The following is a 21,672-nucleotide window of genomic DNA, read 5'->3' on the forward strand; positions in this document are numbered from 1 at the left end:
TTTTAATGTAATTTTTTCATTCAGATAGATCAGATGCAATCATCAGAATCTACCAACCCTCAGGCAGCTCCAGAACAACAGACAGCTCCAGAACAACAGGCAGCTCCAGAACAACAGGCAGCTCCAGAACAACAGGCAGCTCCAGAACAACAGGCAGCTCCAGAACAACAGGCAGCTCCAGAACAACAGGCAGCTCCAGAACAACAGGCAGCTCCAGAACAACAGGCAGCTCCAGAACAACAGGCAGCTCCTCAAACAGCATCTATTGATCCTAATGATGTTAATGCAAAAACACTCACTCAACTAAACACTCTGATGGAAGAGTCTCTTCAAATTTATGAATTAGAAGATCAAAAAACAAATGTTATAGATGATTTACATAATGCATTACAAGTCATCACTCAATTCTTAGGATTCTCAACAAATGTACATCCAGAGATATTCAATCTCCCTGCAAATTCAACAATCACAATGCTCCCAAATTTAAAATTAATTATAAAATTAGCAAACGGTAAAACCGAGACTAAAAAATTCACAGATTATCCTCCTGAAGTGATTACTGGAATTGTGGAATATGTCACTCCTCAATTATTAGAATTAATTCAAACTCAAAAATCATATTTGACTGAAAAAATAACATTCTTGAGAACTGCTACTAAACAACTTAGTACTCTAAGTCAATTAAAAGAAAATTTACCATCGATGACTACTATTGAGGAAAATTGAAGAATTTAATTGAAAGATTTAGCTCAATCAATGCTCTCAAAATTAATTTAGAGCAAGAAATAGAAAATACTGAATCATCTATTCAAGAATATTCAAACATGTTGGGGGAAAAAATTCGTCTAAATGAAGAATCATCTGTAGATGATCCTGATTTTCTTGCACTAAAAGAAAAACTAACTGGAGAAATAACACCCCAAAAGAAATCAGATGATAAGAAATCAGATGATAAGAAATCAGATGATAAGAAATCAGATGATAAGAAATCAGATGATAAGAAATCAGATGATAAGAAATCAGATGATAAGAAATCTAAAGAAAAAACAGTAAAAGAAAAAAAGAAAAAAGGAAAAAAAGGTATTAGCGATAAATGGTATAATCTAAATGAAATTCTAGTTTACAATGGATTGGGCATAAAAGGTGAATTAGAACTATATTTCAAAGCAGTTGATGAACTAAAAGCAAAACTTGAAAATCTACAACGTTGTTTATCAACATTAAACAATGTAATTGAAAAAGGACTCAAAAAAGATATGGGATGTATTGCATTTCAAGGTTCTGAAGGTACAATTGAAATTGCATTCCTAAAATCATCTGTAATTAGAGAAAATTTCAGCTTAAAATCGATCTATTCAGGAAAAGCAATATCTGTTGAAAATTCAATAAAAATAGGAGTTTAGTGACTATTTATGCCTAAATTATCTTATAATAGATGTCAAATAATTGACAAATACGATCAATTCGATCTAACAAAATTAGCTATACATCAATTTAGACTAGTGTTTTCTAACAGAGGATCCTGAAAAAACATGGCAAAAGAAACAACACAGACATCAATATTTGATTCATCACCTGACTCACAAATGTATGAGTACAAGTTATCTGTTGAAAAGGTTCAAACAGAACTATTACAATATGGTCTAACATCAAATCAAAGCAAGGTATTCATTTATCTTGGAAAATATGGTTCAAAAACTGCTCCTGAAGTATGCAAAGCACTCAAACTTCCTAGAACTGAAACATATCATTTGCTATCTGCATTACAGAATAAAGGAGTTGTTTCAGCAACATTTCAACACCCAATTCAATTTACTGCTTTACCTTTAGACAAAGCAATATGGATTTTAGTAAACTCTGAAAAAGAAAGAGTCAAATCATTAGAGCAGATGGAAAAAGGATTATCTGAATTATGGGAAAACATCCCGGCATTTGATTCAATTCATGATGAAGTTGAAGAGAAATTTCAAATGTTACAAGGATCAAACCAAATTCATTCTAAAATTACAGAAATGACTGATAGCTATAATGATGAATTTTTAATTTTAGGTTCTGAGAAAGATTATCTCAAACTGTATCACGGTGATTTTCTAGAATCATTTGTAAAATCAAAACAACAATTTAGATTACTCAGTGCGTGTTCTGAAAAAACCGCATACATCTTTGATGATTTAGAACGAAAGAATATCAAAAAACTTAGTAAAGATATTGAAAACCACCTATGTTTCATATTGAAAGATAATGGTGAGATGTTATTCTTTACAAAGAATGCAAATTCTACTGAAGAATTATTTGCAATGTGGACAAATTCAAAATCAATGGTATATTCGATGAAATTACTTTTCGAATCCCTTTGGACAAACTCAAAGAATATTCATTTGTAATAATTTCATAAATCATTATTTGTTAGAACAAAACCCGTCTTCCTCTTTATATACAAAATTCACATTTGATTTTGTATAGAGATGGATTCAACATATTCTAAAGTAAAAACAGGAATTCCAGGATTAGATTCAGTAATATCTGGAGGGTTAAAACCTGGAAGATCAGTGACTGTTTCAGGACCACCTGGTAGTGGAAAGACCACATTTGGCTTACAATTCTTGCATTCGGGAGCAAATGACTTTGATGAACCTGGAATCTATGTAACTTTATCTCAAAATATTGAAGAGGTGAAAAATGATTGCAAGTCCTATGGGTGGGACTTTGATAATCTGATATCTCAAGATAAGATATTGATGATTGACGCCAGACCATTCAAAATTCAAGATGAGTTGATTGGTAAAGATGACTCATTATATCGTGGAGAGCAATTACCATTTGAACATTTAACAAAATTGATACTTAGTAGTATCAAACGAGTTGAAGCTAAAAGAGTAGTAATTGATTCAGTTACAATTCTTGCCATGCAATATCCTGATAAATTTTACATGAGACAAGGATTACAAGGAATGGTTCAAGCATTAGAGAACTTTGGAGTTACAAGTTTGATATTATCAGAATATCACGATAATGATGAAATCCCTTTAGAATGGTTTGTAACCTCTGGGATTATTCAACTTAGACATACAAGAATTGAAGACACTATGGAGAGAACAATCCAAGTCACCAAAATGAGAGGGATTAAACATAGTGAACAAATCCACCCAATTGATCTTAATTCGGATGGTCTGCAATTATTGCACCCGAGATTAATGCCGTGATTATTTCTTTTTTCTAATTTGTTGTGCAATTAATGGTAAAAAGGCCCCGACATCAGACACAATTCCTAGAGCTTGCCATGTACCTCTATCCATAAGTTTTGTGACAGTTGGTTGACTGATATCCACAACGATTACTTTGACATTTGCTGGAAGCATGTTTCCTGTAGCAATAGAATGCAACATTGTAGAAATCATAATTACCATACTTGCATCTTTTAGTACTTTTTTGTATTCACGCTGAGCTTCTGCAACATCTGTAATTACATCAGGTAATGGACCATCATCTCTAATTGAACCTGCTAAAACAAATGGAACGTTATTTTTAACACATTCATACATTATTCCTTTGGTTAGTTTTTTACTTTTCACCATATTTGCAATTGAACCTGCTTTGAATACTGCATTGATTGTATCCATGTGATTTCTATGTCCATGATAGGCCAATGTTGCATCATGTACATTCATCCCTAAAGAAGTGCCTAATGTTGCATATTCAATATCATGTACTGCCAATGCATTACCTGCCAAAACACCATCAATGTATCCTAATCTAATTAATTCAGATACCGAATCATCTGCCCCTGTATGCACAATGGCAGGACCTCCAACAATTACAATTTTTCCTCCTTTCTTTTTTGTATTGTAAATGTCATCTGCAACTTGTTTTGCAATGTGCTGGGTTGGTCTTTCACTAGAGCTAGAACTTCCCATAAATTCAAACACATTTACCCCTTCTCTTGGACGTTCTGGGGGTGTAATTTTGATGCCTTTCTCTCCTACAATTATCTGATCATCTTTTTTTACATCTCGAACTGGGACGCAAAATGCTCTATTATTTTTTACAACTATGCATTTGTCCATCATCATGTTTTCTACTGGAATCCACTTTCCTTTATGAAAAACTTGAGTGTGGTTATTTGTTGTACTGTAAAAATTATCTGGCATGACATATTTTTTTGGGGATTTTTTCAAAGTGATTTGTTGTTGAATTTTGGATACTGCTCCTAATCTATACACTGTCTCTAAAATTTCATCGAGATGTTTTTGATTTTTTCCTGTAATTAATAATCGTGCAAATGATTGATCTTTTTTCTTTTTTCCAATTTCAATTTCCTGCACTTGAAATTCTCCCTTCAAATCCATAATTTTATCAAAGATCTTAGTCAAAATTGAAGAATCAATCAGATGGCCTCCAACTTCAATTTCTTGAGAAAATTTGCTCATTTTATACATCTAAACTATATCATAACTAAAGCTTACGTTTTTTTTCTGAGCCTAAACAGGTAAGATTACTTTACCCTCAAACTTTGGAATATTGTCAGTTTGGAATGCCTTTTCCAATATTTCTTTTTGTTGGTTTGTCACCCCTTGAACAATTGTTTTAGATGAACCCGTTTTATCCACTAGTGCAAGAATATATCCACTATTATCAGTCAAAACAAAACCTGCAGATTCATCAACAAATGCATACAAATTTTCTTCACCGACAGGAGCCCACACCTTTGAATTATTGGCCACAAGTGCCAATGCAGGCATAGCTTTGCCATTTGTCAAAGTGTTAAGATATTCTCTTGCCTCGGCCACTCTTTTTTGACCTAATTTTAAAGCCTGAAAATATTGCATGATTTCAACTGATGTAATTGCTATAACAATTTTACTTCTAAAGATTTGTATAGAATCTCAAAACAATACAAAATATGCCTTTGACAAACAATGTGATAATCAAATTAAATGAAATCACCAGTATTGTTGAGGACAAATCAAAACTTACTGAATCTGAAATTGATGAAATAAAATTAATCTTCAAAGGACTAGTTGAAAAAAATGAGCGATATGACCTTGATGAAATTGAATTTTGGTTTGAAAATGAAGGTAATTGGACTACTCGTGAACCTCGAATTCGAATAGTAAACCTTGCAAATTATGTCCAAGATAAATATCAGCAGACAGCCCATCTTAGAATAATATCTGACGATGATTGTGGTTGTTGAAATTAAGTCTCTAATTGCTCTAATAACCTACCGACAATTTTTGCATTTTCTGTTCTCTCGTTAATTATTTTTTTAATTCGATCATCGTTTTTTGTGCCATTTGAAATTATTTTAAAATACTCTTCATCGAGATCATTATTTGCTTGTAATCTTTTGATTACTTCAAATAATATTCCTATAACTTGTTTTTGAGCATCAATTAATTCATCCTTTTCAGTTTCAGACATACTATTCATTCTCGATGATATTTCTAAATATTTCTTTTAATTTTGGATGTGTGATATCTTTTTTTGCAGATTCAAAAAAGGATTCTAATTTTTCTGTGGAATAACCTTCATTTTGATATGTTTTGGCTTGTAGAGCCATCTCCAATCTATCAAGTTGATGAACTATTTGAGATTCAGGAGAATTATTTTCTTGAAATTCGTTCCAAATAATCTGATATTGTGATTTAATTGATACAGGTAAATTTTCTAAAATTTTTAAAAATGCCTCATTTTCTATTTCATTTTTTTTCACCAAATCTATCTGACCTGGTGTGTAATCTCCTATTTTTGATTCAGCTAAATCATGAAGTAATATCATTTTGATAATTTTTTCAAAATTATAATTTTCTAAATCAGATATAATCATACCCATCATTGCCATAGAGTATGTATGATCTGCTACAGATTCAGGGTGTGGTATCGATAATTTATCAATCCACCCTTGTCGGGGGATTTTTTTCAAATTAATCACAGTTTTTAAAAAATCTAATATCATTATGTGTATTTTATCTAGAGTAATCTCCTAATGAATTTTCATATCATTACATTTCGAATAACATAATAGCAATCTACAAAATAGATAATTATGAAAATATACACCAAAACAGGTGATGATGGAAATACAGGTTTACAAGGAAATTATAGAATAGGTAAATCACATCCCAGAATTATTTCATATGGTACAGTAGATGAGGCAAATGCAGCACTTGGCATAGTTTTGGCAAATCCGCTAGAGGGTGACATACGTAATGTTTTAACTAAAATTCAAAATGACTTATTTTTAGTGGGGGCAGATCTTTCAAATCCCAATCTCAATGATGTAAAAAATAGAGTGTCTCTAGAAATGGTGACAAATTTAGAACAGTATATCGATAAATTTGAATTAGAATTGCCCCCTCTAACAAATTTCATTCTACCTGGAGGAGATCCATCTGCTGCACAATTACATTATGTCAGAACGGTCGTGAGAAGAGCAGAATCCCAAACTGTTCTACTTAGTGAAAAAGATGAAATTAACTCAAATTGTATAAAATACCTTAATCGTTTGTCTGATTTGTTTTTTGTCATGAGTCGTTTAATCAATAAGCGAAAAAACATAGACGATATTCCTTGGAAGATCTAAAAAGACAAACTTTAATTCCTCAACATTATTCATTTTTTCTAAGTGCCGAGGTAGCTCAGCCTGGAAGAGCACTCGGCTGAAGACCGGGCTGTCGCTTGTTCAAATCATGCCCTCGGCACCACTTTCATTCAAATGAAAGTTTTTTTGTAGATTGAAGATCTTATTGAAAAATCAAATAATTTAATATTTTAGAATTGAAAAAGACCCAATTTACTGAAATATGATATTAATAAAAATAATTCAGATAAAATTTAGTATTTTTTAAAAATTACAATAATGTTAAGTAGATAATGGATTTATACAATTTGGTTTTCATTTTATTCCCTTTTCTTTAGAAATAAAGAAGAGGTGGGAAACCTTTTCAGGGTTTCATTATTTATGCATCTACTAAATTGTAAAAACTTTTTCCAGATGCTGATTTTTCAGAAATGCATTTGACGGGACCTAATGGAATTTGTTTATTGTTAATATCTTCTCGGAGTGTTTCATTTTTGAATCTATTAACTATGGCCACACGTGTAGTGTGAAATTTGTTTATTTGGTTTCCATCCACATCAAACATTTCTTTGGTGGTAATCTTTACCCCCGGGGTAACAACCTCACCTTGGGTATAATTGGAATCTTCCACAAAAGTAATTGTAAATGATTGTTCTCCAATTTTTGCCAGAGATGCACTGTTTCCTGTTATTTGGTAATCTGCTAATGTTGCTATTTTTCTTCACCTCCCAATGAGAGTTATTTGTATAATTTGATGATAAAGTGAATTATGTGTTATTTGTTGACTCAGATGGCCAGTTTGATCGATAAAAAATTATCAATTTGATCTAAAACATATTCTGCATAATCTTTAAAAACCACCCTGACTCTTGATTTTCGAGATTCATGGCAGAAAAAAAAGTTGCAAAGAAAACAGTGAAAAAAACACCTGTGAAGAAAACAACAACCAAGTCAAAAGGTGCCAAATCTAAAACAAAATCTAAAAAACAAAAAGAAGAACCATTTGTAGATGGAGGTATTGTCATAGTGGATGATGATATTGTAATTGATCAAGAGAAAGTCAATGAAGAAAGACGAGCATATCTAGAAGAGGCTCGTTCACAAGAAGCATCAGACTAGGAATCTTTATCCGATCCGGTGACATATACTATGTATGCGTGCATTATGTTTGATTACAGTCAAACCTGGAAAAGTTGATACGGTTGTAGAGATTTTAAAGAAAAAACGTAAGATTTTAAAACAAATCATGGTGGTTGCCGGACGAGCTGATATCAGCGTCTTATTGCAAGGCAATATTGATGAAATAAACAATATGGTAATTGATTTTAAAAAAATCAAAGATATCGTAACCACTGAAACTTTGATTGAAGTGGAGGTCAACATGGGATGGTAAGAGCTATAATTTTGGTTAAATCTCCAAAAAAACTAATTGCTGCAAGATTAAAGAAAATTGCTTTTGTTGCTGATTCATTTCCAACTAGTGGGCAATTTGACGCAGTTGCGATAATTGATGTTAAAGAACTGGTTCAGATAAAAGAGGTTGCAAACCAAATTCAGAAAATCAACGGAGTTGATAGAACTGAAACTATGGTTGAAGTGCAATGACGCAATTGATTTAAAGAACTTTATTGTATACTTTATGTGAACATCAAAAAAGTAGGAAATGTAATATTAGCTGTAACTGATATTGACAAATCCCTGAAATTTTACCATGAAATCATAGGGCTTCCAATAAAAAGTCAAAGAAGATCCTGGGTTGATTTGGGTACTACTGGTGCATTATTGAGTTTACATCCAGCATCACTAACTGCAAAACATATTGGCAGTTCTATAGAAAATGGAATTACTATAGGTTTCATTGTCGGTGATGTAAAATCCGCTGTTGAAGAATTAAAGTCAAAAGGTGTCACAATTCATCGTGATGTTGTTGAAAAAGATGCAGGACTAAATGCAGTAATTTTAGATCCTGATGACTATCTAATTTCTTTATTTGAACCTGTATTTGATGATAAAGATCAACAGACAGGCGGATACCAAGGATTTACGCCAGCTTAGATTGTCTTTTTAATTGAAGCGATAGTCTTCTCTAAGTCTTTTTCTTTTCTATTTACTGAGACATAGTATGTTACATTGTTTTTTTGTAAAATAACAATCGTTATTTTTTGATGTTGTAAAACAACATGTTCTAATTTTCCAATTGCTCCTACTGAATCTCGCCTTAGTGAAATTAGTGTAGATATTACAAATAATTCATTTTTGAAATCTTCTGATTGTAAAAGAGGTTTGAGGTTTGGTTTGATCATTCCAGTTAATGTTCTGCCATATGCATTAACAATTCCAGCATATCGTATATTGTCAGATATCTCTAAAATTTTTTGGCAATTTTTTCTATATTTAATTACGGTGTCTTTCCATTTATCAGCAGCAGTTTTTACCATAATCAAACTAATTTTTGAAATTAATAAGGATGTTGTCTATTTTCAATTTTTAACACTAGTAATTATTTTGAATTTTTTTCTTTGTCTAATTTTTTCTTTAATTCTAAATTTTCTTTAATCAGTTTGTCATTTTCTGTTTGTAGTGTTTCTATGGAATTTTGTCTAGTGTATGCAGGATGTCCTGGTGGTATTACGGAAGATGTCATCGTTAGCAGGCCTGCAGCGTATTGTTGATACATGTGCTGGAATCCTTGAAGTTTCTGAGCCATGTTTTCTGCATTTTGTAAAAATTGTGCTTTCATAGGATTCTCATGGTTTTTGAACATTGGATTTGATAATCCCGGAGGCAGTCTTGGAAATTGGAATGCTACATGTGGTATGTTTGGATTTAATCCATAGAGATTACGTAGATGGTCAGTTACCACATTATCCATGAATATCCTCAATATTTGCTATATTTGTGGCTTGCTTTACGCATTTGATATACCATTAACTCAATTCTCAGGTGCCTTAGCTCAACTTGAGCTGATCGCAGATCCTTATAGATTCGCAGTTTGGATCGCAAATACAGTTGGAACAATCAAAAAAAGCATGTTTAAAATGTAAAAAAGATATTGAAGGAAAAGATCTTCATAAAATTGTAATTTATGTAGTTCAAGAGAAATTTACAGAACATCACTATGAACATGTTGAGTGTCCAGATAATTTTACAGTTTAAGATTCATCCTTTGAATTCATAGACATGATAAGTTTCCCCGGTAGCTCTTGAACGATATTTCCATTCATCTTTTGTCCAAATAATCCGTACGAAATCTTTTTGAGAACTAGGATGTAGTCTTTGGTAAACGTCATTGCCAATTAAAATTTGATTAGGTTTTGCCATGTTTTGGATTTTTGCTGCAATATTCATTGCAGGTCCCATTAAATCTACATGCGAATTTTCAATATCTGAACCATATCTTACTACAATGTTTTGACCAAAATCAACTCCGATCTTTACCATTAAATCCGGATAATCATATTGATTTAGAATTGGGTTGATTCCTTTTTGAATAATTGATATCATAGAGTTAGCACAATCCACGGCATTATCCGCTGCAAGTAGTCCACTTTCATCCCTAACAAAATATCCAATTACTGCATCTCCTACAAATTTTAAAACATATCCATGATGTTGTCTAATAACTGCAGCCATCTCTTGAGAAAATGAGCTTATGATAATTGCAATTTTTTCTGCAGGCATCTCCAATGTCATTGTTGTTGAACCAACTAAATCTACATAAAGTACAACCATATCTATTTTTGATAAAACATGTTTTCTTAGATATGCATCAGATTCATCAATTAATCCAGTATACTCATAACCTTTTTTCAGAGCAGCCCAAACTCTTTTTTGAGTTTCTAAAATCATGGTTTCAGAATCTAATGTTGGTTGCTGATTTTTACTAAGCATCATATCTACAACATTGTTGGGTTGATCAATATTTTCTGATTTTGATTTAATCTCATTTTCTTCTCTAGTCATTCAATCACCTTATTCTAGTGGGAAATCCACTCCACATTTTGGGCATTTGCCTCGTTTACCCTTGTATCCAGTATGATAATACTCTGTAATATCAGCATTACAATGATCACAAGAAATCACTGAACTGCTCATGCCTATGAGGGCCTTTTAATCTATTTAGATTTAAGGATGAAGGTTTAAGGAGAGCAATTTTCAGATATTTCCTGTGAGATTAGGTTCAAGATCATCTAATGATTTCATTCAAATTTTAAATGAAAAGAGTGAATCAATTCAAAAATCATTTCTTCCAAAAATTATAGACGTTACCAAAATGGTAGATGTAAAAGTAATGATGGGTGATTCAACCATTACGGATCAAAAAACATTTGATCCAAAAAAAATTACAGATTATTTTCAAAAAATAAATGATTCTCTTAAAGAATGGTCTGTTCAAGATGTATCCATTACAAATAATCAAGATGTAAGACGAATTTTTACAAAATTCGAGATTTCTGAAGGGAGTTATTTGTTATCTGGACATTTGTCATTACAGTTTCATGTGTTGTTATATTACAAACCCATCCAACGTGTAATTGACTGTCAAAAAGAATTAGCAGAAATTGTAGATTTAACTAAAAACGAACAGGAGCAACTATCAGATAATAGTGATCAATTAGTTTTGAATAAACTAAAAGAGATGGGATACAAAGATTTTGATCATCAGAAATTGTTTGAAGTGTTTTATGAAAACGATGAATTCAGAGAAAAAGTATTTGAAGAAATTCAAAAAGATGCAGGGGTTGATTTTCAAGAATTATCTGAAAAAAAATCTAAATTGTTTTCAGAACTTGATTCACTTTTACTTGAAACTTATCAAACATCTCCTGTGTTAATCGATGACCCTAGATTAGTTTCAGGCGAAGAGGGATGTTTGTTATCATTAGACTTGGAATTTATTAAAAATGGGAACCGTGAAGGAGTGTTTGATCCAAGAAAAATGTCAGATAGTGTAAAAGAAAATATTCTAAAACGATTAACTGAACTTGAAAAAGTTATTCAATCATAATAAAACCCAAGTGACCGAAAAATGAGAAATTATCTCAAAGGGGAGATTCGGCCACCGGATATACTTTGAACGTGAATTTTTTTACTATTTAGGCATTCCTCAAAATATACGCATAAAATTTGACTAAAAATACAATTTTTGGATAGAAGAAGACAAATACGCCAAATCAATAGCATGATTTCCAATGAACCCTACATATGATGACATACTGGCTGCAAATGCATTACGAGGTAATGAAATTAAAAAAACACCTCTGATACACACTTCAACATTTAGTGACATGACAGGTTCCGAAGTGTATCTTAAAGCAGAATTTAGACAAAAAACTGGTTCATTTAAAATTCGTGGAGCTTATTTTAAAATTAAATCATTATCTAATGAAGAAAAAAAACATGGAGTTGTTGCAGCTTCTGCAGGTAACCATGCACAAGGTGTTGCATTTGCATCATCATTAGAAAAAATTCCATGTACCATTGTAATGCCAAAAAATGCATCCCCTGCAAAAGTTTCTGCAACTAGAGGTTATGGTGCTAATGTAATACTGGAGGGAGTAAACTATGATGAATCATCAGCAAAAGCTAAAGAAATAGCAAAAGAAACGGGAGCAATAATGATTCATGCTTTTGATGATCCACAGATAATTGCCGCACAAGGTGTAATTGGATTAGAAATACTAGAAGATTTGCCAGATGTAGATGAAATCTATGTGCCAATAGGGGGTGGTGGATTGGCAGCAGGTACACTAATTGCAATTAAAGAAAAAAATCCACAAATCAAAGTTATAGGAGTACAATCAAAGTCATTCCCATCCATGCATGATTCTGTAAAACAAGGATCAATTACATCTAGTGGGGGGGAGAGAACTATAGCTGACGGCATTTCAGTCAAGGTTCCAGGACAGTTAACATTTACAATCATTAAAGATCTTATAGATGAAATAGTCCTAGTAGATGATATTGAAATTACAAAAGCGATGTTCTTGCTAATGGAAAGAATGAAGTTTGTAGTTGAACCTGCAGGTGCATCGAGTTTAGCTTATCTAATTTCTAAAAAACCTGCAGTAGGGAAAAAAGTTGTAGCAATATTGGCCGGAGGTAATGTGGATATGTATCTATTAGGACAAATTGTAGATAAAGGCCTTGCAGCAATGGGCAGATTGTTAAAATTATCTATTTTGCTACCTGATAGACCAGGTGCATTCAAAGAAATTGTTGATGAAATAACTTTAGCAAATGCAAATATCGTTGAAGTAGTGCATGATAGACTGAGCTCCAACATCAATGCAGGATCTGCAGGCGTTACATTAAGTCTAGAAACTCAAGGAAAAGAACAAGCAGAATTACTTATTGATGCATTAAAAAAGAAAAATATTCAATTCACATTACTGACATAATCTATTTGAATTTCTTTTTTGCAAATTTTGAAAGACCTTCTTTTTTTAATTGATCAGACTCTTTCATGACTGAATTATGCTGATTGGATTTATGTTGTTTTAGAATTTTTTTCAAATCTGGAAATTCATTTGCCAACATCTTCATAGCATAGATTGCGGCATTGCCTGCTTTGTTAACTCCAACAGCTACCACTGGAGAACCAGATGGCATTTCAGTTATTGACAGCAATGAATCTAATCCGCCAAACGCAGAAAATTTCGCTGTGTCTGATTTTTTTGGATGTTTATCATTGAAAACCAGAATTGGAACTCCAATTACTGGAATTGTAGTGTGAGATGCAATCATTCCAGGTAAATGTGCAGCACCACCTGCTCCAGCAATAATAATTTTAAATCCCATCTTCTCAGCATGTTTTGCATATTCTGCCAATCTTGCAGGAGTTCTATGTGCAGATACGATTTGATCTTCATGTTTAATTTTATACTCGTCTAAAATCTCTGCAGCACCCTGCATAATTCTACTATCAGAACTTGATCCCATGATAATTCCAACTAATGGTTTTTTTGAATATGCCATGATAATAGAAAAAACTAGAGAGTAATTAACAATTCTATTAAGAAATAATCAAAAATATCATTCCAAATACATTAGATATTTTTAATCCAAAAAGAACAATTCAGTAATGGCAAAAATTCTTGGAATTATTGGCGGAGGTCAACTAGGAATGATGATCACAGAGGCAGCTAAAAAAATGCCTAACGAAATATCTGAAATTATTGTGTTAGATCCTACTGAAAATTGTCCTGCTTCCCAAGTAGGAGCAACCCAAATTATCGCAGATTTTAAAGACAAAGACGCCATTATTGAATTGGCAAATAAATCTGACATTATCACATATGAAATTGAATCAGGAGATAGTGATGTCTTAAAATCAGTTGAGGGTAAATCTCAAATCAACCCATCACCTGAAACTTTGAAAATCATCCAAGACAAATTCTTACAAAAATCTTTTCTTAAAGAAAATAACATACCAATACCAGATTTTATGGAAATCAGTAATATTGATGATGTTAAGAGAGGATTAGAGAAATTTGGACTTCCTGCAATGCTAAAAGCTCGAAGGGACGCATATGATGGAAGAGGTAATTTTAAAATTAACTCTGAAGATGGAGTTCAAAAAGCATTTGATTATTTCAAAGGGCAACCTCTTCTTTTAGAAAAATTTGTACCGTTCAGTATGGAAGTATCTGTAATTGCTTCAAGAAACACCAAAGGTCAAATCAAAACATATCCTCTAGTTGAAAATATACATGAACATAATATTTTACGAGAAACAATAGCACCTGCCAGAGTTTCTAAAAATATTTCAGACAAGGCAGAAAAGATAGCTGAAAAAACAATGTCGGTACTAAAAGGTGCTGGAATATTCGGCATAGAGATGTTTGTAACTAATGATGATGAAGTAATGATTAATGAAATAGCCCCAAGAGTTCATAATTCTGGACATCATACGTTACAATCTAGTAAAACGTCTCAATTTGAACAGCATCTAAAAGCAATTCTAGGGTTAGAATTAGGAAGTACAGAATTAATTCATAATTCCATAATGTACAATATTTTGGGAAGTGATGGGTTTACAGGAGAATATGACCCACTAGATATTTCTGATAATGGAGTATTTTTGAAAATGTATGGTAAAAAAATCTCAAAACCTCTTCGAAAATTAGGGCACATCAACATAGTTGGTGTGAATGGTGAGTCAATTGAAGAGTTGTTAAAAAAATTAGAGAATATAAAACCAAAAACTGTTGTCAAAGCATCGGATTAGATTTATTAGTTGTGAATAGCAAATCAAATCATGCTTCTTAAAACATCTATTGTATTATCAGCAATTTCTATAGGATTACTTGTTTTGTATGGAGCAGATGTTGCCGTTGCAATGGGGAGTGATAATCATGATGGCTTTTTACCATTAGATGACATGCAACGAGGTGCAGGACTAGGAGGTCCAGCAATTCTTTTACCAATAATTGCATTTTTCATATCATTTAAACAACCATCAATGAAATTAGGCGGACTAATAATAGTATCAGGAGTTTTAATTCTAATTGGAGGTCTTGCAATGGTAGGAACTCCTGCCCCAGAAGGTGTAGAGAGAAATCCAATAATGTTATTTGCTCCAGCAATTTTACAAATTGCATTAGGTGCAATTAAGATAAAAAAATCTTAAACATTTAGCATGACTATTTGTGCAAAGTGTGAAAATGATGTAAACAAGGTCTACGATTGTGATCATACTAAATTTAAAAATTATTGCGTTGAATGCTATCAAGAATTACATTACAATTTAACTGAAGAAAGCAGTTGTTAACATGAAAAAATCCAAGATTGATTCTCCGCATTGTCTTGAATGCTACACTGAATTATACTATTATGACAGTGACATTAAATCCGAATAGACCTTTTCTATTTATTTATATACACTATTTCATCTAATGCAGGTCGTGAGAGATTTGAACTACTACCTTACAGAAAGTGAAAAATATTGTTGACAGATAGAGATATTGCAATTTATGCTCTAGGAAAAACTGAGGGAGTTCACTCCATTGCAGAAACTCTCGGAAAAGGTCTAGATGATGAAAAGTATATTGAATCTTGGAATAAAACTATGAAATTACTAGGTATTGAAATGCCATTAAAGGAACTTGAGAACATCTATAATGAATTTGCAAAAAAGATGGAAGATATCGTAAAGACTGAAAACATAAAACCTGAAAAATCTACCACCAAATAGATGAAAGCAATAATTTTGGCAGGAGGAAGAGGGAAAAGATTAAGACCAATTACAGACTATGTTCCAAAACCACTAGTACCAATCAAAAACACTCCAATCATAGAATGGCAATTAAAATATCTTAAAAAATATGGTGTGTCTGAAGTAATAATTTGTACAGGATATAAACAAGAAATGATTGAAGATTATTTGAAAATTAAAAATTTAGGAATTAAAATAAAATTCTCTATTGAAAAAACACCATTAGGCACAGGGGGTGCAATTAAAAAAGCAGGTAAATTAATCAAAGATAAATCATTTTTTGTCATTAATGGAGATACGATAACAAACATAGATTTAAAAAAATTATCAAAGAAACAAAATTCAATTGCATCAATTGAATTAAAAACAAAATTTGGAGTATTGGAAATTAGTGAAGATAAAATTACAAAGTTCAAAGAAAAAAAAGAAATTTCAGATGTGTGGATGAATGCAGGGATTTATCATTTAGAAAGAGACATTCTAAAAGATCTACCAAAAAAAGGAGATATAGAAAAAACAGTTTTTCCAGATTATGCCAAAAAAGGAAAACTCAATATTGAAAAATTTAAAAATGTCAAATGGTATTCAGTAGATTCATTCAAAGATATGGAAGAATGTTCTTTAGAAATAGATAAAATAATAAAATAAAATATTGTGTTTTTATGCACCGGTTCTATGTAATGTGACCATACAATATGCTATTTCTTCAACAAACAATTCATCTTTACTAATTGAAGCATATTTTGTTGCATTGTCCCAAAATGTTGGTTTTTTGTCAGATTCTTCTGAGAATACTTGTTCGCTCATAATTCTAATTCTAAACCGATCTGATAATACTCGACCTCAACCAAAATTCACCCCTTACTAAAACAGAACACTAGAATATCCAAAACACATAGCAATTTCATGCGTATTGCATGTAGTCTAGGTTCATTACTATCCATAGAAGAGGTTCTAAAATGCTCAGAAATTATTTCTAAAACAAATACCGATACAGTATGGGTGCCTGAAACGTGGGGTATGGAGAATTTCTCAATGCTAGGAGCAGTATCGGCCAAAACAAAAAAACAAAAAATAGGCTCATCAATTATCAACATCTATTCTAGAAGTCCATCAACTATTGCTATGGGGGCATCAACAGTTGATACACTATCAAATGGCAGATTAGTACTAGGACTTGGAACAAGTAGCTTACCAATAGTTGAATCATTTCATGGAAATAAATTTGAAAAACCATTACAAAGAATGAAAGAATATGTGGAAATAATTCGTCTTGCATTATCAGGAAAACAAGTAAATTATGATGGTCAAATTTTTAAATTAAATAATTTTACATTACTAATCAAACCACAAAGAAAAGAAATTCCAATTTATCTTGCAGCAATTAATAAAAAAATGGTAGATCTTGCATGGGAAATTGGCAATGGGGTAATTTTTTACCTTAGACCACTAAATGAAATGAAACAAACTATATCTAAAATGCAATCAAAGAAAAAAATAGATGTGACATGTCAAATAATTACATGTGTGTCTGAAAATTCTGAAGAAGCAATATTGAGAACAAAAAAGACAGTTGCATTTTATATTTCAGTAGGCGATATTTATCGTAAATTTTTATCAGATAATGGGTTTCAAAAAGAAACTAGTGAAATTTATGATGAATTTAAAAAATCAGGATTTAAATCAACCCATAATTTGGTAACTGATAGCATGTTACAATCCCTTGCAATTTCTGGAACATCAGAAGAATGTAAAAAACAATTAAAGAATTTCATCGATATTGGAATTGAGCAACCTATTTTACAATTTAACCCAATTGGATCCACAATGAATTCATTTGAGTTATTCAAAAAAACATTTTTGGATCAATGATATGAATAAAGTTGGAATTATAGGATATGGGATCACACCTTTTACAAAAGAGGATAAAAAAATAGAATCTATTTTATTTGATTCTACAAAAGAATTATTCAAAAACAACTCACATATCAGCAGAAGTGAAATTGATGCTGTTTTAGTTTCTACAAATAGCAATTCAAAGTACCTCTCCCCAATACTATCTGAAATGGCAGGTATTCAGCCAAAAATAGCCCATTCTATTGAAAATTTATGTAATTCAGGCACAAATTCCATTGTTTCAGCATATTCTTACATAGCTTCGGGTCTTGCAGATCTAGTTTTAGTTACAGGTGCTGAAAGATACGATAGTCCAGGGAGTGTATTGGAGTGGGATAATTCACGTGGAGAATTCAAGCATCCAATTTTTTGGTCTTCAATATTTTCAAAATCATACAAACGGAAATTTGGTATTACAGATGAACAATTAGCAATAGTTTCAGTAAAAAATCACAAACAAGCAATAGAGAATGAGAATGCATTTTCACATAAAACATTCACAGTTGAGGAGGTAGTGAATTCAAAACAACTTACAGATGATCTCAGATTATTAGATTGTTCAAGACCATGTACTGGAAGTGCATCAATTATTCTAGGTTCTGAAGATAAAGTGAAAGAACTTTCTGAGAATCCTGTTTGGATAACAGGAATTGGTCAAAAAACAACATCGGCTGGATTTACAAAAAATACTTCATTTACATCCATGGATTCTACCAAACAAGCAGGCAATGTAGCATTAAAAATGTCAAAGAAAAATATTTCAGATATTGATGTTATAGAATTGCATGATGCATTTTCAGTTTGCGAACCAATGGCACTGGAATCATTAGGATTATCACAAGAAGGAAAGAGTATGGATATGATTAAAGAATTACATGATACTGATAATTTCAAAGTAAACCCAAGAGGGGGTTTAATTGGATGCGGTCACCCTCTTGGTGCTACTGGGATTGCTCAAACTATAGAAATTACACAACAACTACAATCAACTGCAAATAAAAGACAAGTAGATAACTCTAAAACAGGATTGGTTCACAACATGTCAGCAGCTGCAACATCATCTACAGTATTGGTTTTAGAAAAATGAGTTTTGAAAATAAATTGAATGAAGGAATTTTTTGTATTCCAAAATGCGATAAATGTAAAAAAATCGTATGGCCTGCATCAGAATTTTGCAATCACTGTTTTGGAGAAGTCTCACTAGATGAGGGTAATTTTGAGGCTAAAATAATTGAATTTTCAGGTAAAAATGAGCAATATTTTTGCCTGGTCGAAATTGAAAAAACGTTTAGAATTATTGCAACTATTTCAAAAATCCCAGAGGTAGGACAGTCAGTGATAATTTCAAAATGTGGGATTTCTCAAGGGAATTATTTTTTTGAAGTTAGTTAAATTCAGTATAGATGTAAGGGGTTTCTACTGTTTGATCAAATGTCCAAATTGTTGGTAGAGATACAGTATCAATTACTTTCAAATTGTGTTTTTCAATCAATGAACTCCACCCACCATTTTCTAAATTTCCAGATAATTGTCTTTTAGTATGAGTACCGGCAAAAACAATACATGTGTTCTTTTTTAAATCTGAAATACAATTAATTTTTTCTATAATACTTGTTGCCAATACATCCCCACCCATTTGTGGAAGACCACCTATGAAAAAAACAGGTTTATTTAATTTTAATTCAGAATAATCTAATTCCAAAGCATCATCACATTTTGGATTAAAGTCTTGTTTTGTAGATTTACAGATGGTATCTTGTAATTCAACTAAGACATCATCGATTTCAATGCTGTGAGATGTTTGTCCTAAAATAGTTCCAGAAAAAGCTATTCTCCCATCCCCTGAACCAATATCCACTAATTCAGCATACCCAAGTTCCTTAGCAATACTTGTCATCACATATGCAGACATAATCCATGTAGGATAAAATGGCTGACAACTCGAACCATGTTTGATACTGTTTAACCAATATTGGTTAATGTCCCCTTCATAGACAGTACACATGGTTCCATCAATATCCTCTTCGTAATGATTAAAGTAAATTGGATTTTTGAGGGCAAACTCATGAAGTTGTTGTAAATGATTTGATGATAATTGGAATTTATCTGAAACAGATGATGGAATTACTTCTTGAATATGTGCATTTCCAGAGTAATTTTTGGCAAAATTTCTCTTTACATCAACTAGATTTTGTACTAATTCCTCTAGCATAATTTTTTACATTTAGTCGGGTTTGATAAACTCATTGTAGTTTTTCATCAGTTTTAGATGTTAAAAAAGCAATTTCTTGTTCTATTTTTTTTATTTCACCTATTGTGATTGTTTGTAATTTTTCTATATTTTTAATTTCATCATTAGAAAGATCCAATATTAGTTCAAAATCTAGATGTTTCAATGTATTTAGATAAGAATTCCTTTGCTCCAAGAGTTTTTCAATTATTATGTCAAATTCAGACATTCTATAATTCATGTTTTCAAGATTTTAAAATATCTATTGTAGTAATTTTTGTTTTAGAAGACATAATTATTTATTTTCCACTTAGAATTTGCATAGATTGTATTCTAAATATTTTTGAGAAATAGGCACAAGTTGATAATGTACCTTAAACTATCATACGACAAGTTTATAGATCGCAAATTCCAACTAATTTAGAAGGTTAGAGATAACAGTATCTAGATTACTGCACATCTTGACTTTCATCTTTTAATTACTCTATGAATTCAAATTTTTATGAATATTATTAGATTCTAAAAGGTTAAGATGATTATGGCATTTACACAATAATTTGTCGAGTTATTGTATAATTACCTACTTTACTATACACAATAGACGAACAGTATGGTATTGAGATCAAAATTTTCGGCACTAACAGTTACAAAGCAAAAAGAAAATCTACCACCCATTACGAATAATCAAAGAGCTGCAAGAACACGCAGACAGAGAGGATACCAGTGGGAAGATACGATTGTAAAGCGATTTAATAATACCGATGATTGGAAGGCATTTAGATTAGGCTCCCCAAGCATAGCATTACCTGATGTATTGGCTGTAAATACTGATAATAGTGCAATCTTTACCATAGAGGCAAAATCAGGAACCAGTACATCTCTTCCAGTACCTGCAGATCAAATTGAACGCTGCCTATCCTGGATTAAGACTTTTGATATTTATAAAAAAAGAAATGTTCTATTGGCATTCAAATTTCTATCAAAGAAAAGAATTGACATTGGAAAATATGAGAATAGAGAATTGAGAGAATATTTCAAAATCTGGGATGAATCTCTAGAAATTACTGACTGCGTGTGTACATATGAAGGTAAATTTTATGCCAAAATAGAGGGGTCTAGAAAAGAATTATTCCTCAAAGAATGCAAAATGCCATTTAAGACTAAACAACGAACTAGTGCTAAATCAGATTAATTCTTCAAATCGTTTTTAAGGATAAGATGTCAAGTAGATGCATGTCTGAAGAGAAGATCAATAAAGAATCATCAGAAAATAAGGTAGAATCTTTACTTGAAACAGTATCTGATGCCGAAGTAAATTCAAGAATAAGTTTTGAGGAATTTACAGATGAAAGAGCATTAATCAGTCATGACGCATTTGGAAAAAAGCAAATGAAGATCAAAGTACTAGAAGTTTCAGATGAAAATCCAGTACTAAAATGGAAGTTCGGTGATCGTGTAAAAGTTACTAAGATCATGGTAACCATCAAACATCTTACAACACAACAAGTTGAAGAGGCAGAATTTGATATCGAAGCAATTGAAAGAGAATTAGCTGAAAAAAGACATTACTCTTCTACAAATAGATGGATACCAGCAGAAGATATCAAAAATGGTTATGTAGTAGGATCAAAACATACCAGATTAATCAGTGATGCTTCAGCATTAGATTACATAATTTTTTGATTATTTATCAATCCAATATGTGAATAAATTAGCTGAAAACATTATAAACTCAAGTTATTGAAAAAA

Annotated in this window: 35 protein-coding genes and 1 tRNA gene; 23 read left to right on the forward strand and 13 right to left on the reverse strand. The window is 31.8% G+C overall.

Translation table 11 applies throughout. From position 1 onward, the window contains the following. The first annotated feature begins 33 nt into the window (after window positions 1-33). The 4 genes from C5F49_RS04605 (at window position 34) to C5F49_RS04620 (ending at window position 3,203) form a co-directional block, all read left to right on the forward strand. The gene (locus C5F49_RS04605; protein WP_246275400.1) at window positions 34-726 is read left to right on the forward strand and encodes a hypothetical protein; all 693 of its coding nucleotides are present in this window, start codon (window positions 34-36) and stop codon (window positions 724-726) included. After that, complete coding sequence (locus tag C5F49_RS04610) at window positions 723-1,403, forward strand: hypothetical protein (protein ID WP_179363548.1); 681 nt, start codon at window positions 723-725, stop codon at window positions 1,401-1,403. The genes C5F49_RS04605 and C5F49_RS04610 overlap by 4 nt, the downstream gene beginning before the upstream one ends. Before the next feature lie 129 nt (window positions 1,404-1,532). Further along, window positions 1,533-2,384 carry a TrmB family transcriptional regulator gene (locus C5F49_RS04615; protein ID WP_179363549.1) on the forward strand — a complete coding sequence of 284 codons (852 nt, stop codon included), beginning with the start codon at window positions 1,533-1,535 and terminating at the stop codon, window positions 2,382-2,384. Between the two features lie 81 nt (window positions 2,385-2,465). Further along, entirely contained in the window at window positions 2,466-3,203 is a 738-nt protein-coding gene (locus tag C5F49_RS04620) for an RAD55 family ATPase (protein ID WP_179363550.1), read from the forward strand. Here C5F49_RS04620 and C5F49_RS04625 read toward each other — a convergent pair whose 3' ends face one another. Beyond that, entirely contained in the window at window positions 3,204-4,427 is a 1,224-nt protein-coding gene (locus tag C5F49_RS04625; protein WP_179363551.1) for an ornithine cyclodeaminase, nickel-pincer nucleotide-dependent, read from the reverse strand. A gap of 51 nt (window positions 4,428-4,478) precedes the next feature. Further along, window positions 4,479-4,826 carry a hypothetical protein gene (locus C5F49_RS04630; protein WP_179363552.1) on the reverse strand — a complete coding sequence of 116 codons (348 nt, stop codon included), beginning with the start codon at window positions 4,824-4,826 and terminating at the stop codon, window positions 4,479-4,481. A gap of 74 nt (window positions 4,827-4,900) precedes the next feature. Between C5F49_RS04630 and C5F49_RS04635 the strand changes: the two genes are divergently transcribed. Then, window positions 4,901-5,194: a hypothetical protein gene (locus C5F49_RS04635; RefSeq protein ID WP_179363553.1), complete on the forward strand. Its 294-nt coding sequence runs from the start codon at window positions 4,901-4,903 to the stop codon at window positions 5,192-5,194. A 2-nt stretch (window positions 5,195-5,196) separates the two neighbouring features. Here C5F49_RS04635 and C5F49_RS04640 read toward each other — a convergent pair whose 3' ends face one another. Together C5F49_RS04640 and C5F49_RS04645 are read right to left on the reverse strand one after the other, a co-directional pair. Continuing rightward, window positions 5,197-5,421: a hydrolase gene (locus C5F49_RS04640; protein ID WP_179363554.1), complete on the reverse strand. Its 225-nt coding sequence runs from the start codon at window positions 5,419-5,421 to the stop codon at window positions 5,197-5,199. 1 nt (window position 5,422) lies between these two features. After that, window positions 5,423-5,956, reverse strand: coding sequence for an HD domain-containing protein (locus C5F49_RS04645; protein WP_179363555.1), 534 nt, complete (start codon window positions 5,954-5,956; stop codon window positions 5,423-5,425). A 90-nt stretch (window positions 5,957-6,046) separates the two neighbouring features. Here C5F49_RS04645 and C5F49_RS04650 point away from each other — a divergent pair, with 90 nt between their 5' ends. Both C5F49_RS04650 and C5F49_RS04655 read left to right on the forward strand, forming a co-directional pair. Beyond that, on the forward strand, window positions 6,047-6,583 hold the full coding sequence (locus tag C5F49_RS04650) for a cob(I)yrinic acid a,c-diamide adenosyltransferase (protein ID WP_179363556.1): 537 nt from the start codon (window positions 6,047-6,049) through the stop codon (window positions 6,581-6,583). A gap of 44 nt (window positions 6,584-6,627) precedes the next feature. Further along, window positions 6,628-6,704: transfer RNA gene (locus C5F49_RS04655), tRNA-Phe, on the forward strand. A 255-nt stretch (window positions 6,705-6,959) separates the two neighbouring features. Here C5F49_RS04655 and C5F49_RS04660 read toward each other — a convergent pair. Next, window positions 6,960-7,211 carry a hypothetical protein gene (locus tag C5F49_RS04660; protein ID WP_246275285.1) on the reverse strand — a complete coding sequence of 84 codons (252 nt, stop codon included), beginning with the start codon at window positions 7,209-7,211 and terminating at the stop codon, window positions 6,960-6,962. A 254-nt stretch (window positions 7,212-7,465) separates the two neighbouring features. Here C5F49_RS04660 and C5F49_RS04665 point away from each other — a divergent pair, with 254 nt between their 5' ends. From C5F49_RS04665 to C5F49_RS04680, 4 genes are read left to right on the forward strand one after another with little or no spacing between them, the layout of a single operon-like run. Next, window positions 7,466-7,699 (forward strand): hypothetical protein, encoded by a 234-nt coding sequence (locus C5F49_RS04665; RefSeq protein WP_179361854.1) that lies wholly within the window; start codon window positions 7,466-7,468, stop codon window positions 7,697-7,699. Between the two features lie 34 nt (window positions 7,700-7,733). Next, on the forward strand, window positions 7,734-7,973 hold the full coding sequence (locus C5F49_RS04670) for a hypothetical protein (protein WP_179361855.1): 240 nt from the start codon (window positions 7,734-7,736) through the stop codon (window positions 7,971-7,973). After that, window positions 7,967-8,185, forward strand: coding sequence for an Lrp/AsnC ligand binding domain-containing protein (locus C5F49_RS04675; RefSeq protein WP_179361856.1), 219 nt, complete (start codon window positions 7,967-7,969; stop codon window positions 8,183-8,185). Before C5F49_RS04670 ends, C5F49_RS04675 begins: the two co-directional genes overlap by 7 nt. A 36-nt stretch (window positions 8,186-8,221) precedes the next feature. Next, window positions 8,222-8,635: a VOC family protein gene (locus tag C5F49_RS04680; RefSeq protein WP_179361857.1), complete on the forward strand. Its 414-nt coding sequence runs from the start codon at window positions 8,222-8,224 to the stop codon at window positions 8,633-8,635. On the opposite strand, the gene C5F49_RS04685 is transcribed toward C5F49_RS04680, so the two are convergent. Together C5F49_RS04685 and C5F49_RS04690 are read right to left on the reverse strand one after the other, a co-directional pair. Next, entirely contained in the window at window positions 8,632-9,018 is a 387-nt protein-coding gene (locus C5F49_RS04685) for a hypothetical protein (protein ID WP_179361858.1), read from the reverse strand. The genes C5F49_RS04680 and C5F49_RS04685 overlap by 4 nt on opposite strands. Window positions 9,019-9,080: 62 nt before the next feature. Beyond that, window positions 9,081-9,452 (reverse strand): hypothetical protein, encoded by a 372-nt coding sequence (locus C5F49_RS04690; RefSeq protein ID WP_179361859.1) that lies wholly within the window; start codon window positions 9,450-9,452, stop codon window positions 9,081-9,083. Window positions 9,453-9,589: 137 nt separating this feature from the next. Between C5F49_RS04690 and C5F49_RS04695 the strand changes: the two genes are divergently transcribed. Then, window positions 9,590-9,736, forward strand: a complete 147-nt coding sequence (locus tag C5F49_RS04695; protein ID WP_179361860.1) for a hypothetical protein — start codon at window positions 9,590-9,592, stop codon at window positions 9,734-9,736. Window positions 9,737-9,739: 3 nt separating this feature from the next. On the opposite strand, the gene C5F49_RS04700 is transcribed toward C5F49_RS04695, so the two are convergent. Both C5F49_RS04700 and C5F49_RS09690 read right to left on the reverse strand, forming a co-directional pair. After that, on the reverse strand, window positions 9,740-10,543 hold the full coding sequence (locus tag C5F49_RS04700; protein WP_179361861.1) for an adenylate/guanylate cyclase domain-containing protein: 804 nt from the start codon (window positions 10,541-10,543) through the stop codon (window positions 9,740-9,742). 9 nt (window positions 10,544-10,552) lie between these two features. Further along, on the reverse strand, window positions 10,553-10,675 hold the full coding sequence (locus C5F49_RS09690) for a hypothetical protein (RefSeq protein ID WP_281361099.1): 123 nt from the start codon (window positions 10,673-10,675) through the stop codon (window positions 10,553-10,555). A 73-nt stretch (window positions 10,676-10,748) separates the two neighbouring features. Here C5F49_RS09690 and C5F49_RS04705 point away from each other — a divergent pair, with 73 nt between their 5' ends. Together C5F49_RS04705 and ilvA are read left to right on the forward strand one after the other, a co-directional pair. Then, window positions 10,749-11,588 (forward strand): hypothetical protein, encoded by an 840-nt coding sequence (locus C5F49_RS04705; protein ID WP_179361862.1) that lies wholly within the window; start codon window positions 10,749-10,751, stop codon window positions 11,586-11,588. A 184-nt stretch (window positions 11,589-11,772) separates the two neighbouring features. After that, window positions 11,773-12,981: a threonine ammonia-lyase gene (gene ilvA, locus C5F49_RS04710; protein WP_179361863.1), complete on the forward strand. Its 1,209-nt coding sequence runs from the start codon at window positions 11,773-11,775 to the stop codon at window positions 12,979-12,981. 1 nt (window position 12,982) lies between these two features. Here ilvA and purE read toward each other — a convergent pair whose 3' ends face one another. Beyond that, window positions 12,983-13,558, reverse strand: a complete 576-nt coding sequence (gene purE, locus C5F49_RS04715; RefSeq protein ID WP_179361864.1) for a 5-(carboxyamino)imidazole ribonucleotide mutase — start codon at window positions 13,556-13,558, stop codon at window positions 12,983-12,985. Between the two features lie 106 nt (window positions 13,559-13,664). Here purE and C5F49_RS04720 point away from each other — a divergent pair, with 106 nt between their 5' ends. The 4 genes from C5F49_RS04720 to C5F49_RS04735 all read left to right on the forward strand — a co-directional run bounded on the left by C5F49_RS04720 (window position 13,665) and on the right by C5F49_RS04735 (window position 16,445). Continuing rightward, window positions 13,665-14,810 carry a 5-(carboxyamino)imidazole ribonucleotide synthase gene (locus C5F49_RS04720; protein WP_179361865.1) on the forward strand — a complete coding sequence of 382 codons (1,146 nt, stop codon included), beginning with the start codon at window positions 13,665-13,667 and terminating at the stop codon, window positions 14,808-14,810. 30 nt (window positions 14,811-14,840) lie between these two features. Beyond that, on the forward strand, window positions 14,841-15,212 hold the full coding sequence (locus C5F49_RS04725) for a hypothetical protein (protein ID WP_179361866.1): 372 nt from the start codon (window positions 14,841-14,843) through the stop codon (window positions 15,210-15,212). A gap of 315 nt (window positions 15,213-15,527) precedes the next feature. Continuing rightward, window positions 15,528-15,776 (forward strand): hypothetical protein, encoded by a 249-nt coding sequence (locus C5F49_RS04730; protein WP_179361867.1) that lies wholly within the window; start codon window positions 15,528-15,530, stop codon window positions 15,774-15,776. Then, window positions 15,777-16,445, forward strand: a complete 669-nt coding sequence (locus C5F49_RS04735; protein WP_179361868.1) for a nucleotidyltransferase family protein — start codon at window positions 15,777-15,779, stop codon at window positions 16,443-16,445. A gap of 12 nt (window positions 16,446-16,457) precedes the next feature. Here the strand turns inward: C5F49_RS04735 and C5F49_RS04740 are convergent, their stop codons facing one another. After that, complete coding sequence (locus C5F49_RS04740) at window positions 16,458-16,604, reverse strand: hypothetical protein (RefSeq protein WP_179361869.1); 147 nt, start codon at window positions 16,602-16,604, stop codon at window positions 16,458-16,460. Between the two features lie 99 nt (window positions 16,605-16,703). Here C5F49_RS04740 and C5F49_RS04745 point away from each other — a divergent pair, with 99 nt between their 5' ends. From C5F49_RS04745 to C5F49_RS04755, 3 genes are read left to right on the forward strand one after another with little or no spacing between them, the layout of a single operon-like run. Beyond that, a complete protein-coding gene (locus tag C5F49_RS04745) occupies window positions 16,704-17,669 on the forward strand; it encodes an LLM class flavin-dependent oxidoreductase (protein ID WP_179361870.1) in 966 nt (321 codons plus the stop codon). Window position 17,670: 1 nt separating this feature from the next. Continuing rightward, entirely contained in the window at window positions 17,671-18,780 is a 1,110-nt protein-coding gene (locus C5F49_RS04750) for a thiolase family protein (RefSeq protein WP_179361871.1), read from the forward strand. Continuing rightward, window positions 18,777-19,085, forward strand: a complete 309-nt coding sequence (locus C5F49_RS04755) for a zinc ribbon domain-containing protein (protein WP_179361872.1) — start codon at window positions 18,777-18,779, stop codon at window positions 19,083-19,085. The genes C5F49_RS04750 and C5F49_RS04755 overlap by 4 nt, the downstream gene beginning before the upstream one ends. Here C5F49_RS04755 and C5F49_RS04760 read toward each other — a convergent pair. Then, a complete protein-coding gene (locus C5F49_RS04760; protein WP_179361873.1) occupies window positions 19,078-19,905 on the reverse strand; it encodes a hypothetical protein in 828 nt (275 codons plus the stop codon). The two genes, C5F49_RS04755 and C5F49_RS04760, sit on opposite strands and share 8 nt — an antisense overlap. A 31-nt stretch (window positions 19,906-19,936) precedes the next feature. Then, window positions 19,937-20,152 carry a hypothetical protein gene (locus C5F49_RS04765; protein WP_179361874.1) on the reverse strand — a complete coding sequence of 72 codons (216 nt, stop codon included), beginning with the start codon at window positions 20,150-20,152 and terminating at the stop codon, window positions 19,937-19,939. A 381-nt stretch (window positions 20,153-20,533) separates the two neighbouring features. Here C5F49_RS04765 and C5F49_RS04770 point away from each other — a divergent pair, with 381 nt between their 5' ends. Together C5F49_RS04770 and C5F49_RS04775 are read left to right on the forward strand one after the other, a co-directional pair. Beyond that, window positions 20,534-21,115 carry a resolvase gene (locus tag C5F49_RS04770; protein WP_179361875.1) on the forward strand — a complete coding sequence of 194 codons (582 nt, stop codon included), beginning with the start codon at window positions 20,534-20,536 and terminating at the stop codon, window positions 21,113-21,115. A gap of 41 nt (window positions 21,116-21,156) precedes the next feature. Beyond that, window positions 21,157-21,606, forward strand: coding sequence for a hypothetical protein (locus C5F49_RS04775; protein WP_179361876.1), 450 nt, complete (start codon window positions 21,157-21,159; stop codon window positions 21,604-21,606). Window positions 21,607-21,672: the final 66 nt, after the last annotated feature.

Source organism: Nitrosopumilus oxyclinae (assembly GCF_013407165.1).
In the GTDB taxonomy this organism is placed as follows: domain Archaea; phylum Thermoproteota; class Nitrososphaeria; order Nitrososphaerales; family Nitrosopumilaceae; genus Nitrosopumilus; species Nitrosopumilus oxyclinae.